Genomic DNA, 14,304 nt, shown 5'->3' with positions numbered 1-14,304 from the left:
AACATGCCGAGCGCACCTGTCTCTATCGAGCCGGTCAATATCCTTCTAGTCGATGATCAGCCAGGAAAATTGCTGACCTACGAAGCGATTCTTGATGGACTTGACGCGACTCTCATCAAAGCGACAACCGCTGAGGAAGCCCTAACGGCTCTCCTCAAGACGGACATCGCCGTCATTTTGATGGACGTCTGCATGCCGGATCTCGACGGGTTCGAGCTTGCGGCCATGATCCGCAATCACCCGCGGCACGAAAAGACCGCGGTGATCTTCATCTCGGCTGTGCGACTCGAGACGGAAGACTTGCTTAAAGGCTATCGGACTGGCGCGGTCGATTACGTGTCTGTGCCCGTCGTCCCCGAAATCTTGAAGGCGAAGGTTCAGATTTTCGTCGAACTCTACAGGAAGAGCCGCGAACTCGATGCTTTGAACGCTGAACTCGAGGAACGGGTGCACCAGCGCGCTGAGCAGCTTGAAGCTTCACACGCGGCATTGCAGGAAAGCGAAGAACGCCTGCGTCTTGCAAGCGAGGCCGCCAAGCTAGCAACCTTCGAGTACGATCCCGAGACACAGACGCTGCAATGGTCTGCAAACATCTCGGACGTTTTCCATCGCAATGTTCCGGAACGGATGACGTCCACCGCCTTCCTGGAGATCGTTCACGACGAAGACCGTGAAATGGTTCTCAATTACGTGCGCAACGTCAACTACGGCGAGACGATCGCCGAACTCGAGTTTCGGGTGACGAGCGCGCGCGGGATCTCATGGATTCTCGCTCGTGGCCGTGCACTGAAGACGAGCAGCGCGGCTGCGCATCGCGTACTCGGGACCATCCTCGATATTACGGAGCGCAAATCGGCCGAAAGCCATCAGCAGTTATTGATGGCTGAGCTCGATCACAGGGTGAAGAACATTCTGGCCAATGTTGCGGCGATCGCGCGGCTATCGAGCACGAATGCCGTATCGGTGGAATCGTTCGCGTCCGCGCTTGACGGGCGCATTCACGCGATGTCGTCCGCTCACGACCTGCTACGTCAAAGCAGCTGGACCGGCGTCGATCTGCACGAACTCGTCCAAGGCGCCCTTGCGCCATTCCGGTCCCGCAGCAGCAACGACATCGTCATCGAGGGCGATCGCATTCGATTGACGTCGAAGTTCGGACAATCGATGGCCCTCGTGTTGCATGAGCTCGTCACGAATGCCGTGAAGCACGGGGCGTTGTCGAGCTCGGGCGGAACGGTCAACGTCAGCTGGTCGCGGGTCGCGACAGTCGATGGCGAAAAGATTTCATTCTCCTGGCAAGAGCGCGGCGGGCCTCGGTGTGCGCTCCCTGAGCGTCGAGGTTTCGGATTGGCCGTTATCCGCAGCGCGGCATCGGAATGCGGCGGTGTCGCGCAGATGGATTTCGCGCCGGAAGGCTTCCGGTTCGACTTCCAAGGCGATCTATCGTCGCGAACGCAGCTGGTGGGGACGCGGCATATCGCGATCCTGCCTCGGGCGGGTGCTATCGCGGCGGCCAACATGCCCTCCGCAACCGCTTGCAGGATCCTCCTCATAGAAGATGAAGCGCTCATCGCCATGCAATTGAAGCTCGACCTTGAGGCGGAAGGACACACGATCGTTGGGCCGTTTGCGCAGCTGACCGAAGGCCTGCGGGCGGCAGCAGAATCCAACTTCGATATCGCGCTCATCGACATCAATCTCGGCGCAGACAACAGTGCGCCTATTGCCGAGATCCTCGACCGTCGAATGATCCCATTCGCATTTACGACCGGCTACAGCGACCTGGTGTTTCTGCCGCCTCGCCTACGCGAGTATCCGCATCTGAAAAAGCCTTATAATCCCGCGGACGTGAAGGACCTCGTCAAAACGCTCGCATATCGCGCGATAGATCATCAGGCGAGCGACGCTTCAAATCAGGTTGCCTAAGGCATCGCTTCCAATCGCCAGTTTTCTGGTGAGCGGGCGGCTTTCTGCGGCCTGTTGCACCCTGCAAGAAAGCTTCAGCAGCCGCTATGGATTACGCGGCATTCGTGACCTTCATTCTCGGGGACAGAAATGATCGACAATCCGTATCGTTCCTCGCTCGACGTGGCGGCCATCGGCAACGGACGCGTCGCCGCGCTCATCGATAAAGGCGCGCGCATCGTCTGGTGGTGCTATCCGCGGCTCGACGGCGATCCAGTGTTCTGCCGGCTTCTGGCGGGAGATGAAGAAAAAGGATTCTGCGACGTCGTGCTCGACGGGCAAGTTTCGGCGACCTCGTCCTACATTCGCAACACATGCATTCTCGAAACAATTCTTGTTTCGGATAGCGGCGCGGCCGTGAAGGTCACGGATTTCGCGCCAAGGTTCTGGCGTTTCGATCGCTCTTTCCATCCAACGCAACTGATGCGCCGGATCGAGCCGCTCAGAGGTCTGCCGCGCGTCACGATCCGCATGCGCCCAACCCACAGCTATGGGCAGGTTGCACCCATCGCATCGCACGGCTCCAATCACATTCGCTATCTGTGCGGAGCCAGCGCCGTGCGCGTGACGACCGATGTGCCCGTCTCCTACATCGTTCACGAAACGCCCTTCGCGCTGACGCACGCGGCGACCCTCGTCATCGGTTCAGATGAACCGATCGATAGCTCGATGGACGCGCTCTCGCGGGAGTTTCTGGAACGCACGCGGGATTTCTGGGTCAGCTGGGTGCGTGGACTCGCTGTCAGCTATGAGTGGCAACCCGAGATCATACGTGCGGCCATCCTGCTCAAGCTTTGCACCTTTGAAGAAACGGGCGCCATTACCGCGGCGCTCACGACCTCTATTCCCGAAGCACCGAATACACCGCGAACGTGGGATTATCGTTTCTGCTGGCTGCGTGACGCTTACTTCGTCATTCGTGCGCTGAATCGGTTGGGCGCAACCCAATCGATGGAGAACTATCTCGACTACATCACGACGATCGTTGCCGACGGCAAGGGCCCGCTGAAGCCGCTCTATGGGATCGTGCACAACGATACGACCGCCGAGCAGGTGGCGCCGGATCTGCAAGGCTATCGAGGCATGGGGCCTGTTCGGCTCGGCAACCTTGCCTCGGATCAACTCCAGCATGACGCTTATGGCAGCGTCATTCTGGGTGCCACGCACATGTTCATCGATCAACGCTTGCCTCGGATGGGCGACGTCAGCCTCTTCCGCGAACTCGAGGCGCTCGGAGAGCAGGCGCAAAATCTTTATCTCGAGCCTGACGCCGGGATTTGGGAATATCGTGGACGGCAGCGCATCCACACGCATTCGGCGACCATGTGCTGGGTCGCCTGCGATCGGCTTGCGCGGATAGCCCAACTCCTCGGGCTTCAGGAGCGTGCCGCGCACTGGAATTCAGCTGCAGAGAAAATCCGCGCGGAAATCCTGGCGCGGGCGTGGAACGAGAAACGTGGCGCCTTCACGGGAGCATTCGACCATCAGGAACTTGACGCCAGCGTGCTCTTGCTCGCCGATCTCGGTTTCATTCCCCCGAGTGATCCGCGTTTCGTCAAGACGTGCACGACGATCGGGCGCGAGCTCATGCGTAATGGCTTGATGCTGCGCTACGCGGCCGAGGACGATTTCGGACTACCGGAATCTTCGTTTCTGGCCTGTCAGTTCTGGTACATCGATGCGCTCGCCTCGATCGGCCGGGCCGGTGAAGCTCGCGAGCTCTTCGTCGAGCTTCTGAAGCATCGCAACTCGTTTGGCATGTTGAGCGAAGACTTGCATCCAGCGACGGGAGAACTTTGGGGGAACCTGCCGCAAACCTATTCGATGGCCGGACTTATCAATTCGGCGATGACGCTTTCGCGGAAATGGGAAGACGCGTGGACAACGTCAGGAGCCGCCTATCACGTCGATGAGCAAGCGGCGGCCCGACTTATGGCGGCGGCGTACGGCCGATAAGCGAGCCACTGCTCTCAGCGGTTCGACGATGCGGCACGGCCGCGCGTTCGGCGCGTGGTGGCCTGCTTCAAGACGGCGACGAGCAGACACTGGACGCCGTCCTTCTCGAACTGTCTCTCCACCTGCGCGGTCGGAAAGCCGCTGTCGATCAACGTCGTTCCAAGCCCGCGCCGTTCCGGTTGAGACACCGGGGGACCACCGCGTTCGCTCCACAACAGCTCAAAGCGGTTGTCGTCGTTTTCGAGACGGGTCAACGTCCAAGTTACGCTGACCTTGCCGCGTGCGTCCGACCAGGCACCGTACTTTATCGCGTTCGTGCCAAGCTCGTGCAGAGTGAGCGCCAATGCACTGGCGACATCGCCGGGGATGATCGTTTCTGGTCCCTGCATATGGAAGCGGTCGCGGCCGGGCGGGACAAGAGGCTTCAACGTCTCGGATATCAGTTCATTCAGGGACGCGCCCATGAAGCTGCGCATGGCGATCAAATCCATGGCGTTGCCCATGGCCGATAGCCGCCCGGCTAACACCGTCGCGAACTGGTCGACGTCACGGGTATACCGCGCCGACTGGCTGATGAGACCACCGATAACCGCAAATGTGTTCTTGAGCCGATGGCGAAGCTCGATGTTCAGCTGCTCCAATTGCAACTCGCCGAGAGCGCTATCTTGTAGAAGTCCTTCGCTGCGACCGCGTTCATCTATCAGGCTCTCGACCTTGCGATTGAGCAGATAGACCACGGCGACAATCAACAGCGACAGAATCGCGAAACCACTCAGCGCTGCAATCGCCGGCTTGCTCAGAGGCAACCAACCCACCGCTGGAAAGTAGAAGTACCAGCTGAACACCAGGGAGCACAGAATAACCAGGAGGCCGGGACCTGTACCGGCGACGAGAGCCGTCAACAGGATGGCAACGAAAAAGGTAAGGAACGGCGTATTATCCTCGAGCCAGTCTGATGCCCATAGTCGCGCTCCAGCGGCGACGGCGAATATCACGAGCCCCAACGGGTAGGCGAATTGGGGCCTTCGCCTTAGTCGCGGAAATTCGCGTTCGATCAGATTATCGACAAGCCGAACCAATCGCGGCACGAACGGATCGCGGCTCCCATTAGAAATTCCAGCTGGAAGGCACGGTTGCCCGCGCCGCGCCCCCGATATTGCGCTGCTTCCGATAGCACGGGTTTGCGATTCACGCGAGGCCGCCAGGATTTCCAAGGTGCGGCGTTGGCACGCGTTAACCGCGTAAGGGGCTTTTGACGCGCCGGACTTAACCTACGATCCTGGTTTTGGGAACCCCCTGCAATCTCGGGGGTTTATTCCTGGCAATGCCTCGTGGGGACTTGGCGTTTACCAACTGTATCGCGTCAAGCGGAAGGAGCACTCTTGGCCAGGCTCGTCATGGTCTCAAACCGCGTCATCGACTTCAACGCTGCGCAACAAGCCGGCGGGGTCGGCGTCGCGATCTATAACACCCTGGAACAACATAGCGGGTTCTGGTTTGGGTGGGACGGGCAGATCGAAGAAAGCGGAAGCCCCGAACCGAAATCGATAACGGTCGGCGGTCACACGACGGTCACTGAGCCTCTCACGGAACCCGACTACAACGACTACTATCTCGGTTATTCAAACTCGGTGCTATGGCCGGTTTTTCACAACCGGCTCGACCTCGCTCAGTTCGAGGCTGGGTACTATTCGAGCTATGTCGCGGTGAACCAGCGGTTCGCGCGACACTTGGCGCCCCTCCTCCAGCCCGACGACGTCATCTGGGTGCATGATTATCATCTCGTGCCCATGGCTCTCGAGTTGCGAAAGCTGGGCGTCGAGAACCCGATCGGGTTTTTTCTGCATATCCCAATTGGTCCGGCGCAGGCCATGCTCGCCATCCCCGAGAACAAGGAAATTGCGCGCGCGCTTGGCGCCTATGATCTTATCGGTCTGCAAACGCAGTCCGACGTCCGCAATCTGATTGATTTCCTCCAGCAGAGCGTCGCTGGCAGGCTACTTCCGTCAGGGCGCATCCGCGTATTCGAGGCTGAACTCGATATCGGCTGCTTCCCTGTGGGAATCGATCCCAACGATTTCGCATTCGGTCCGGGCGAAGCAGAGGCGCTGCCTCCGACAGAAACGGGAGACCTTCACCAGATCATAGGCATCGACCGCCTCGATTACACGAAAGGTCTGCCGCAGAAATTCCGGGCTTACGGCAAGTTCCTGGAGGAATATCCGGAGTACCGCCGCCGCATCGTGCTCTCCCAATTCGCGCCGCCGACGCGGGAAAGCGTGGAAGCCTACGCCGACATCAAAGCTGAGCTCGAATCTCTTGCAGGGTCGATCAATGGCCGCTACGGCGAGTTGGATTGGGTGCCAATCAACTACATTCACCGCACGATCCCGCGCAGCGAACTGCGCGACATCTATCGCACGTCCCGCGTAGGATTGGTGACGCCCCTCAAGGATGGCATGAACCTTGTGGCCAAGGAATATATCGCATCACAAGATCCAAAGGATCCGGGTGTCCTCGTGATGTCGAAATTCGCGGGAGCAGCGGATCAGCTGCCCGATTGCGTGCTCGTCAACCCTTACGATATCGCTGATATCGTGCAGGGTATCCGCATCGCGTTGGAAATGCCGCGAGATGAGCGGTGTGCGCGCCACGAGAAGCTTTTGCGAAACGTTCGCAAGAGCGACTCCAACGCTTGGAGCCGGAGCTTTTTCTCGGAATTGGCGAAGGCGGGACAACGGAGAGCGGGGCGCTTTTCGAAATCATCAGATATGGCCAAAGCTCTGGAGCGATTGCAGGCTAGCGTTAAAAAAAACTCCACTCATAGCCGGGCAGCGGCAAATGTGGGAACATGATGCGGGCAGGCCTGCCGCAGGCACGCATTTTGGCATTGGAAGACATGAGCGCGAACCCCAATATTCTTTGCGTGGATATCGGCGGGACGCTGATCAAAGCTGCGACCGTCGATGAGGCCGGGAGCCTCATCTCGGACTTCATCACGACGCAGACGCCGAAACCTTCCACGCCACAGGTCATTGTCGATCTGGTTGTGGACGTGGTGAAGACGCTTCCCGCGTTCGGGCGCGTCTCGGTCGGTTTTCCCGGCGTCATCGGTCGGAACCACGTCATGACCGCGCCCAATCTCGGGACGCCGCAATGGTTGGAATTCGATCTTGAGCGCAACTTGAGCGACCGCCTAGGTGCGCCCGTGCGCGTTTTGAACGATGCTATCGTCTACGGTCTCGGCATTGCGAAAGGCCCAGGCCGCGAATGCGTGCTAACCTTCGGCACCGGAATGGGGTGCGCGCTCTTCGTCAATGGTTCGGCGTTCTTCGGATTGGAACTTGGCCAACACAAGGCGACCGAAGAGTGCAACTACGATCAGTTCATCGGCCAGGCAGCCTTTCTTGCGCTCGGTCTTGAAGCATGGAACGAACGGGCCAAGCAGGTGCTATCGTCTGTCTACGCCTTGACCAATGTCGATCACATCTATGTTGGCGGTGGCAATTCCCGCCGGATGACATTCAGTCTGCCGCGTTGGGCGAGCGTCGTGCCGCCGTCTGTCGGCATCTCGGGAGGCGCGCGGCTGTGGCGTCCTGACATGGACCAGTGGTTCCGGGAGGCTAGCGAGATGAGCGGAGCACGCACGGAGGTGCGATGAACGTTCTCACCATTGGCGGCGCAATGGTTGATACGATCGTTACGATCGAAAGCGACAAGATCGAACAGATCAAGATGCGCAACGCCGAGAGTTCGTTTCTTCTTCTGGAAGAAGGCCAGAAGACGGAAGCTGAGCAGATCGCATCGAGCTGCGGCGGGGGAGCTTTGAATGCCGCCGTAGCCGCAGCGCGCCTCGGCCATCACACGGCGATCATCGGCAAGACAGGGCAGGACGACAAGGCGGAGACCATTCGCAACCGACTACGACTTGAAGGCGTAGATGTTTCGTGGCTCTCAGCCGATGATCAAGAGCCTACCGGTGCGTCGGTTATCATCTCCTCACATGACCGTAATGCCGCCGTCTTCACTTATCGTGGCGCGAACACTCGGCTACGGCCGGACGATTTCCCCCCCGAAGCTTTTTCTGGCCGGCAGCTCGTGTACATCGCCAATCTCAGCAATGAGTCGGCTGACAACTATCCGCTTGCGGTTCAGCGCGCGAAGACTGCCGGGGCGATGCTTGCCGTTAATCCCGGCATTCGCCAGCTGACTGCACGCTCGGACGACTTTTGGCAGAACATCCAGGCGATCGACATTCTGTGCGTAAATCGCGCGGAAGCACAGGCTCTCATGCCTTATATTCTTCAACACTTCGGCGATGGAGGAGCCCCGCTCGTTGCTGCCGATGAGGCAGCAATCCCGCCGCTTGCCAAAAGGGGCCTTCGAAGCGGCGGATACGAGATGACGCTGATGAAGTTTCTCGGCTCCTTACGCACGCTGGGAATCGACGTTGTCGTGTTAACGGACGGGGCAAATGGCGCCTTCATAGCGCGCAGTTCTCGGCTTCATTATCGTGCGGCGCAGCATGTCGTCGCAGCCGCAACGACTGGTGCGGGCGACGCGTTTTCAGCAACGTTCGCATGTTATCTTGCTGATACCGACGACCCGGCGAGGGCACTGAGCGCCGCAACCATTAACGCAGCAAGCGTTGTGCAATACATCGACACGCAATCCGGGCTGTTGACCCGCCCGGCCTTAGAGAGGGAGATCGAGCAGACGAGCGAGCCAGCGCTCTTCAGCCTCTCGATTTGATAGAAGGAACGTCGGAATGCAGCAGGCGCGCAGAAGCGCTTCGGGGTCCCATCATGATCTGTCGGTTCAGGACCGGTCGGACGCGTTGCGGAACGATGTCGAACGGCTCTTCGCCGCCGATCTTCCCGTCGCTCTCTATCTCGATATTGACGGCACCCTTCTCGACGTAGCGCTGACGCCCTCGACGGTACGCATCCCTCCGATCCTGCCCCATCTTCTGGATGCTTTATCCCAACGTCTTTCAGGCGCGGTGGCCATCATCACCGGGCGCCCATTGAAGGAGGCCGACGAGCTGCTTCATCCGGCCCGGTTCGTCGCTGCGGGCGTTCACGGCGCGCAGATGCGGATATCATCGGACGGCGCAATCGAGAGTTTGGCACCTAGCCTCGATCAGGCTTTGCAGGATGACATTCGAAAGATCGTCATCGATCTGCCCGGCATTGTTTTCGAAGATAAAGGGAACGGCATCGCTCTGCACTACCGGCTCGCGCCGGAGCAGCACACCGCGCTGATGATGATGCTCGAAAAGCTTGTCATGAAGTATCCGGAGCAGTTCACGATTTTCGGCGGCAGAAAGGTCGTTGAAGTCCTGCCGGTCGGTTTTTCGAAAGGCCGAGCGCTGCGCACGCTGGCGTCAATGCCGCCGTTCGCCAACCGCACTCCGGTGATGATCGGGGACGACATTGCCGATATCGCAGCGTTCAACGCGGCCGAAGAGCTTGGTGGCTTTGGCCTGAAAGTGGCGGGAGAACATTTCTCCCACGAAGAGGCGTCGTTCCACGGCCCCGCAGACGTACTGGAATGGCTTCAGAAACTATCGCGCGTGAAGGACTGACGTGCTCAGGCAGCCTGATCATCCGGCGACTTAGTCTCGAGGAACTTCGCGAACTGGAGCTTGAACAAGCGGCTGTAAGCGCCGCCGGCACTCATGAGCTGCTCGTGCGTGCCACTCTCGATGACATGGCCGGCTTCGATCACGTGAATCAAGTCGGCGTGGAGAATTGTCGAGAGCCGGTGGGCGATAACGAGAGACGTTTTGCCCTGTGTGAGACGACGCAGCTCGCGCTGGATGCTGTCTTCGGTCTCACTGTCGAGCGCGGACGTCGGTTCGTCGAGGAGAATGATCGGAGCATTCTTGAGGAATGCGCGAGCAAGCGCTATGCGCTGACGCTGACCACCAGAGACTTGCGCGCCGAGCTCTCCGACCTGGCTCTCATACCCCCGCGGCAACGACATGATGAAGTCATGGGCGCTGGCAGCCTTGGCGGCGTCGATGCACATCTGCTCCGTGGCGTCCTCAGAACCCGCCCGGATGTTATCGATGATCGAGCCCTCAAACAGAAATGCGTCCTGCCCGACCACAGAGATATTCCCGCGCAAGGATTTGAGCGAGACGTCTGCAATCGATTGGCCGTCAATTTCGATCAGCCCGGAATCCGGCACGCGCAATCGCTGAAGAAGGGCAAAGATCGTCGTCTTGCCTCCGCCCGAATGGCCGACGAGCGCGGTTACTTTGCCTGCGGGAACTTGCAGATTGAGATTCTCGATGACGGGCTTGTTCTGGGTATACCGGAAGGATACGTCGCGGAATGCAATCGCGCCGCCGTGCACTTCCAGTTCCGGCCGGCCCGGGGGCTCGTCCTCGTTGGCGGGCGTATCCAGGATTTCGTACATCATTCGGACGCCGACAGCAGCTGTCGCAAGCTGAAGCTGGACGCGAGACAGCCGGCGCCCCGGGTCTCCGCACATCAAGAGCGCAGTGACGAAAGCGAAGAACTGTCCGGGGCTTTCGCCATGATAAAGGTTGCGCCAACCGGCGTAGAAGATCACAGCCGCAACCGCGCATCCTCCGATCGCCTCCATGAGCGGATTAACGCCGGCTTGTATCTTCAGCATTTTGTTGGACAGCCGCTGGACAGCCTCGATCGCCTCAAACATGCGCGAACGCATCGTCTTCTCGAGCTGAAATGATTTGACGACCTGAGCGCCTTGGCTGACTTCACGGGTGATGCGGATGATGCCGCTCAGAGAATGAACCTCGCTGCGCGTGGCTTTCTTGATGCGAGCCACCATCTTGCGCGACGACATCGCGGCAATGGGGCCACCGATCAAAGCGATCGCTGACAGGATCGGATCTAAAACGATCATTGTGCATACGAGCCCGATGATCGTGAAGAGATCACGTCCTACGTTCAGAGACACCAAAGTGAGCATGTCGCGCACCGCGTTGGCGTTGTACGACATCTTCGTCACAAGATCGCTGGATGGGTGTTTCTGATAGAAGCTCATGTCGACCTTGAGCATATGCTCGAACATTTGCTTCTGGGTCTGCGCGACTAGGCGGTTACCGATATTGCCAACGATGATCTCGGAAAAGTAAGCCGCGAAACCCTTAGCAACGAAAATCGCGACGATAAGAATCGTGATGCCGATCAGCGCCGCGCGATCCTGGTGCACGAAGATCGTGTCGATAACGCCTTTGAGGACGTAGGCGCTCAATGAGGTCGCGCCCGCGACAGCCAACATGCAAATGATCGCGAGCGTGTACTGCGGCGCGTATTCGCGGCCATTCTCACGGAACAGCCGCTTCAACAGCTCGATCGTTGTTGCGTTCTGCATAAGTCTCTTCAGCTTTTCAGCAGATCCCCCGTCGCTCGCAATACGCAGCTGACCGCATCACGTTGAGTTGCGCCGACACGAAAGTCAACTCAACGAATTCTTCGCTACCGGAAGCTGTGCGGAACTAGACCCGCTCCGGATACATCTCAGCTGCCGGCTGCACGCTAACGTATGCCGAAAAATCCATTGGCGAGGCCACCGGATCGCGTGAAATTGCGGGCCGATCAACAGGCCCTTCCTCATCCTGTGAGGTCGGCGCCACCGGGCCCACCCTCGAATTTCGCGATCGCCACATGTGCGCTACCTTAAGGTAGCGATACGAGGCCGAAATCCAGGCGTATCGCAGTCCCTTCAGGCCTCCGGTGCAATGACGACGTCCGATGTAATACTTGAAGAAATTTACAGGAAATTCGATCGCCATGCGTGCCAGCAACGCCACTCGAAAGTACTTGGCAGAGTGGGCGGCATATAAAGGCATCCGCCCAGAAAGCTTGGCTTTCAGATCGTCGTAGGAGCGGTATGAATAGTGGAAAACGGGGGATTGCAACTCGCCGATGGGATGTTCGCCGGTGGTGACCGTGTCGTGCGCCGGTGAGTTTCTGAAACGAACAGCCCGGCGATCGTACAGCCGCACGTACCAATGGTCCCGCGCCCAGCGGCGCGGCCGTTCATCGCCCGGATAAACGAGGTCAACTGGGAATCCGTAGGCCACCTTGGACGGGGTTCCAGCGGCGAACAGGGCTACGATTTCGTCTTTGAGCTGGGGAGTAACAACCTCGTCCGCATCGAGGTTTAAGACCCAGTCGTTCCGGCACTGGTCTTCAGCAAACCGCTTCTGTCCGCCGAAACCGAGCCATGGCTGAGAAATAACTCGGGCTCCCGCCTCGACAGCGATACGCACCGTGTCGTCGGTGCTCTCGCTGTCCACGACCACGACTTCGTCCACCCAGTGCCGGACGGAGTTGATGGTGCGAGCGATACGGTCGGCCTCATTCTTCGCAATGATAAAGCAGGAGATCGGCAATGGGCTCATCGAAAATACCATGCGAGTATCATTCAACGTCACCGCGCTTTACGCCCATTACAGCTAGTGGCTAGCGCCGGTTCGTGAACAATTGTTGACACGTCAAATCCACCGCGTGCGCAAGTTTACCAACGTAAGCCCTCAGTCCTGCGCCCGACTGACTTACGGAGCGCCGAGAAAAACATAGGTCAATATTTTGAATCCGCGGAAGCTTTAACTGATGGCTTATCCACACGTAGACGGATCTGTAATAAATTCGGAAACATGCCCCTAACGCTTTATTCTGTCGTAGAGCACATTCAAGATAATTCGTGGGTTTTTTCGTTTTTTGTCCACAGGTCGAGACATTGTCGCCGCAGGGCGGCGTCACCCGTTATGACAAAAGCCATAGGCCGTTTGCGGGCCCGGTAGAAGCAATTATGTAACAGTGAGCTTGGCTGGGCCGTATAGGGAGGCGAACGCGGTTCCGGAAGCGATGTCTGACCGGTTCCCATGAGAGGTAAACAATGGAGCATTATAAAAAGAACCCAGATGCGATCGCCCAGCTCACTCCCGAGCAGTATCGCGTCACCCAACAGAATGGGACAGAGCGGCCCGGCACGGGCAAATACCTCAACAACAAGGAGCCGGGGATCTACGTCGACATCGTGTCCGGCGAACCCTTGTTCGCTTCTTCCGACAAATTTGAGTCGGGCTGCGGCTGGCCGAGTTTTACGAAGCCGATTGCTCCTGCCAACGTCAGCGAGTTGCAAGACACATCGCTCGGAATGGTGCGCACGGAGGTCAGGTCGACTCACGGCGACAGTCACCTCGGCCATGTCTTTCCGGATGGTCCACGGGATCGCGGCGGGCTGCGTTACTGCATCAATTCGGCTTCGCTTCGTTTCGTTCACCGCGACGACATGGAAGCCGAAGGATATGGTGCCTATTTAGACCAGGTGGAGGATGTTCGATGACACAAGAACGTGCGGTCCTGGCCGGTGGCTGCTTCTGGGGAATGCAGGATCTTATTCGCAAGTATGAAGGCGTGATCTCGACGCGTGTGGGCTATACAGGCGGTGATGTTCCGAACGCCACGTATCGGAATCACGGCACGCATGCGGAAGCGATCGAGATCGTGTTCGACCCGGCGAAGGTGAGCTACCGAGACATCCTGGAATTCTTTTTCCAGATCCATGACCCGACGACGCTCAATCGCCAGGGCAACGACAGGGGCCTCAGCTATCGCTCCGCGATCTACTACACGAGCCCAGAGCAAAAGCGCGTTGCGGAAGAGACGATCGCTGAGGTCAATGCCTCAGGTCTTTGGCCTGGCAAAGTCGTCACAGAAGTTGCACCGGCAGGAGCATTCTGGGAAGCGGAGCCCGAGCACCAAGACTATCTCGAGAAATATCCGGCGGGCTACACCTGCCACTATGTCAGGCCGAATTGGCGGCTAGGACTGAAAAAGGCGGGCTAACGCGTTTCCTTTTTTGAACCGCGCTGTTGGTTGATGTCGGGGCAGTTGTCGCTCTCCTGAGCGCACTGCCCCGATTTGTTTTCGGTCTAATGGGCGATCTTCTGCATGAACGCCGTGATGAGACCGGCGATCTCATCGACCTTTTCATCCAGGGCGAAGTGTCCGGCATCGAGAATGTGTATGTCGGCCGCGGGCACGTCGCGCTGAAAAGCCATTGCGCCGGGGACGATGAAAGAGCTGTCGTTGCGGCCCCAGACCACCAACATTTTTGGCTGGTGGACGCGGAGCCATTCTTGCCAGGCCGGGTACGTAGCCACGTTGTTTCGGTAATCGTAGAGAAGTGCTTCCTGGATCTCACGTTGTCCAGGCTGAGCCAGAAACTTGATCTCGTCGTTCCAGACGCTTGGATCATAGCGATCCGGATGCTCGCTTCCACCGACATGCCGGAGCTTTACAGCCGCAGGCGACATGAATGTCTCAGGTACGTCCGGGAATGATTTCGGCTCCTTCCAGTAACTGGCAATCCGCT

At 58.5% G+C, this 14,304-nt stretch carries 12 protein-coding genes; 8 read left to right on the top strand and 4 right to left on the bottom strand.

Going from position 1 to position 14,304, the window contains the following annotated elements:
• Positions 1 to 3 precede the first annotated feature (3 nt).
• Complete coding sequence (locus tag EKK30_RS15085; RefSeq protein ID WP_290986328.1) at positions 4 to 1,926, top strand: HWE histidine kinase domain-containing protein; 1,923 nt, start codon at positions 4 to 6, stop codon at positions 1,924 to 1,926.
• Between the two features lie 129 nt (positions 1,927 to 2,055).
• A complete protein-coding gene (locus tag EKK30_RS15080; protein WP_290986327.1) occupies positions 2,056 to 3,921 on the top strand; it encodes a glycoside hydrolase family 15 protein in 1,866 nt (621 codons plus the stop codon).
• Positions 3,922 to 3,935: 14 nt separating this feature from the next.
• Here the strand turns inward: EKK30_RS15080 and EKK30_RS15075 are convergent, their stop codons facing one another.
• Positions 3,936 to 5,009, bottom strand: coding sequence for an HWE histidine kinase domain-containing protein (locus EKK30_RS15075; RefSeq protein ID WP_290986326.1), 1,074 nt, complete (start codon positions 5,007 to 5,009; stop codon positions 3,936 to 3,938).
• Positions 5,010 to 5,303: 294 nt separating this feature from the next.
• Between EKK30_RS15075 and EKK30_RS15070 the strand changes: the two genes are divergently transcribed.
• The 4 genes from EKK30_RS15070 to otsB are packed head-to-tail and all read left to right on the top strand — an operon-like array spanning position 5,304 to position 9,508.
• Positions 5,304 to 6,776: a trehalose-6-phosphate synthase gene (locus EKK30_RS15070; protein WP_290986324.1), complete on the top strand. Its 1,473-nt coding sequence runs from the start codon at positions 5,304 to 5,306 to the stop codon at positions 6,774 to 6,776.
• Complete coding sequence (locus EKK30_RS15065) at positions 6,773 to 7,582, top strand: ROK family protein (protein WP_290986323.1); 810 nt, start codon at positions 6,773 to 6,775, stop codon at positions 7,580 to 7,582. The genes EKK30_RS15070 and EKK30_RS15065 overlap by 4 nt, the downstream gene beginning before the upstream one ends.
• Positions 7,579 to 8,673 (top strand): carbohydrate kinase family protein, encoded by a 1,095-nt coding sequence (locus EKK30_RS15060; protein WP_290986322.1) that lies wholly within the window; start codon positions 7,579 to 7,581, stop codon positions 8,671 to 8,673. Before EKK30_RS15065 ends, EKK30_RS15060 begins: the two co-directional genes overlap by 4 nt.
• Before the next feature lie 16 nt (positions 8,674 to 8,689).
• Entirely contained in the window at positions 8,690 to 9,508 is an 819-nt protein-coding gene (gene otsB / locus EKK30_RS15055; protein WP_290986320.1) for a trehalose-phosphatase, read from the top strand.
• 5 nt (positions 9,509 to 9,513) lie between these two features.
• Here otsB and EKK30_RS15050 read toward each other — a convergent pair whose 3' ends face one another.
• Positions 9,514 to 11,292, bottom strand: a complete 1,779-nt coding sequence (locus EKK30_RS15050) for an ABC transporter ATP-binding protein (RefSeq protein WP_290986319.1) — start codon at positions 11,290 to 11,292, stop codon at positions 9,514 to 9,516.
• A gap of 124 nt (positions 11,293 to 11,416) precedes the next feature.
• A complete protein-coding gene (locus tag EKK30_RS15045) occupies positions 11,417 to 12,325 on the bottom strand; it encodes a glycosyltransferase family 2 protein (RefSeq protein WP_290986318.1) in 909 nt (302 codons plus the stop codon).
• A 497-nt stretch (positions 12,326 to 12,822) separates the two neighbouring features.
• Between EKK30_RS15045 and msrB the strand changes: the two genes are divergently transcribed.
• A complete protein-coding gene (gene msrB / locus EKK30_RS15040; RefSeq protein ID WP_290986317.1) occupies positions 12,823 to 13,272 on the top strand; it encodes a peptide-methionine (R)-S-oxide reductase MsrB in 450 nt (149 codons plus the stop codon).
• Positions 13,269 to 13,775, top strand: a complete 507-nt coding sequence (gene msrA, locus EKK30_RS15035; RefSeq protein WP_290986316.1) for a peptide-methionine (S)-S-oxide reductase MsrA — start codon at positions 13,269 to 13,271, stop codon at positions 13,773 to 13,775. Before msrB ends, msrA begins: the two co-directional genes overlap by 4 nt.
• An 86-nt stretch (positions 13,776 to 13,861) precedes the next feature.
• On the opposite strand, the gene EKK30_RS15030 is transcribed toward msrA, so the two are convergent.
• A partial coding sequence (locus EKK30_RS15030) for an alpha/beta hydrolase (RefSeq protein WP_290986314.1) occupies positions 13,862 to 14,304 on the bottom strand: 443 nt, incomplete at its 5' end.

Origin of the sequence: Hyphomicrobium sp. (assembly GCF_003987855.1) — a bacterium.
GTDB lineage: Bacteria > Pseudomonadota > Alphaproteobacteria > Rhizobiales > Hyphomicrobiaceae > Hyphomicrobium_B.
Note: the sequence above shows the minus strand (reverse complement) of the source record. Positions and strands in the feature narration are given on the sequence as shown.

Bases quoted from the DNA above. Each gene is read 5' to 3' on its own strand.
- EKK30_RS15085 (WP_290986328.1), top strand. From the start codon at position 4: ATGCCGAGCGCACCTGTCTCTATCGAGCCGGTCAATATCCTTCTAGTC.
- EKK30_RS15080 (WP_290986327.1), top strand. From the start codon at position 2,056: ATGATCGACAATCCGTATCGTTCCTCGCTCGACGTGGCGGCCATCGGC.
- EKK30_RS15065 (WP_290986323.1), top strand. From the start codon at position 6,773: ATGATGCGGGCAGGCCTGCCGCAGGCACGCATTTTGGCATTGGAAGAC.
- EKK30_RS15060 (WP_290986322.1), top strand. From the start codon at position 7,579: ATGAACGTTCTCACCATTGGCGGCGCAATGGTTGATACGATCGTTACG.
- otsB (WP_290986320.1), top strand. From the start codon at position 8,690: ATGCAGCAGGCGCGCAGAAGCGCTTCGGGGTCCCATCATGATCTGTCG.
- EKK30_RS15050 (WP_290986319.1), bottom strand. From the start codon at position 11,292: ATGCAGAACGCAACAACGATCGAGCTGTTGAAGCGGCTGTTCCGTGAG.
- EKK30_RS15045 (WP_290986318.1), bottom strand. From the start codon at position 12,325: ATGAGCCCATTGCCGATCTCCTGCTTTATCATTGCGAAGAATGAGGCC.
- msrB (WP_290986317.1), top strand. From the start codon at position 12,823: ATGGAGCATTATAAAAAGAACCCAGATGCGATCGCCCAGCTCACTCCC.
- msrA (WP_290986316.1), top strand. From the start codon at position 13,269: ATGACACAAGAACGTGCGGTCCTGGCCGGTGGCTGCTTCTGGGGAATG.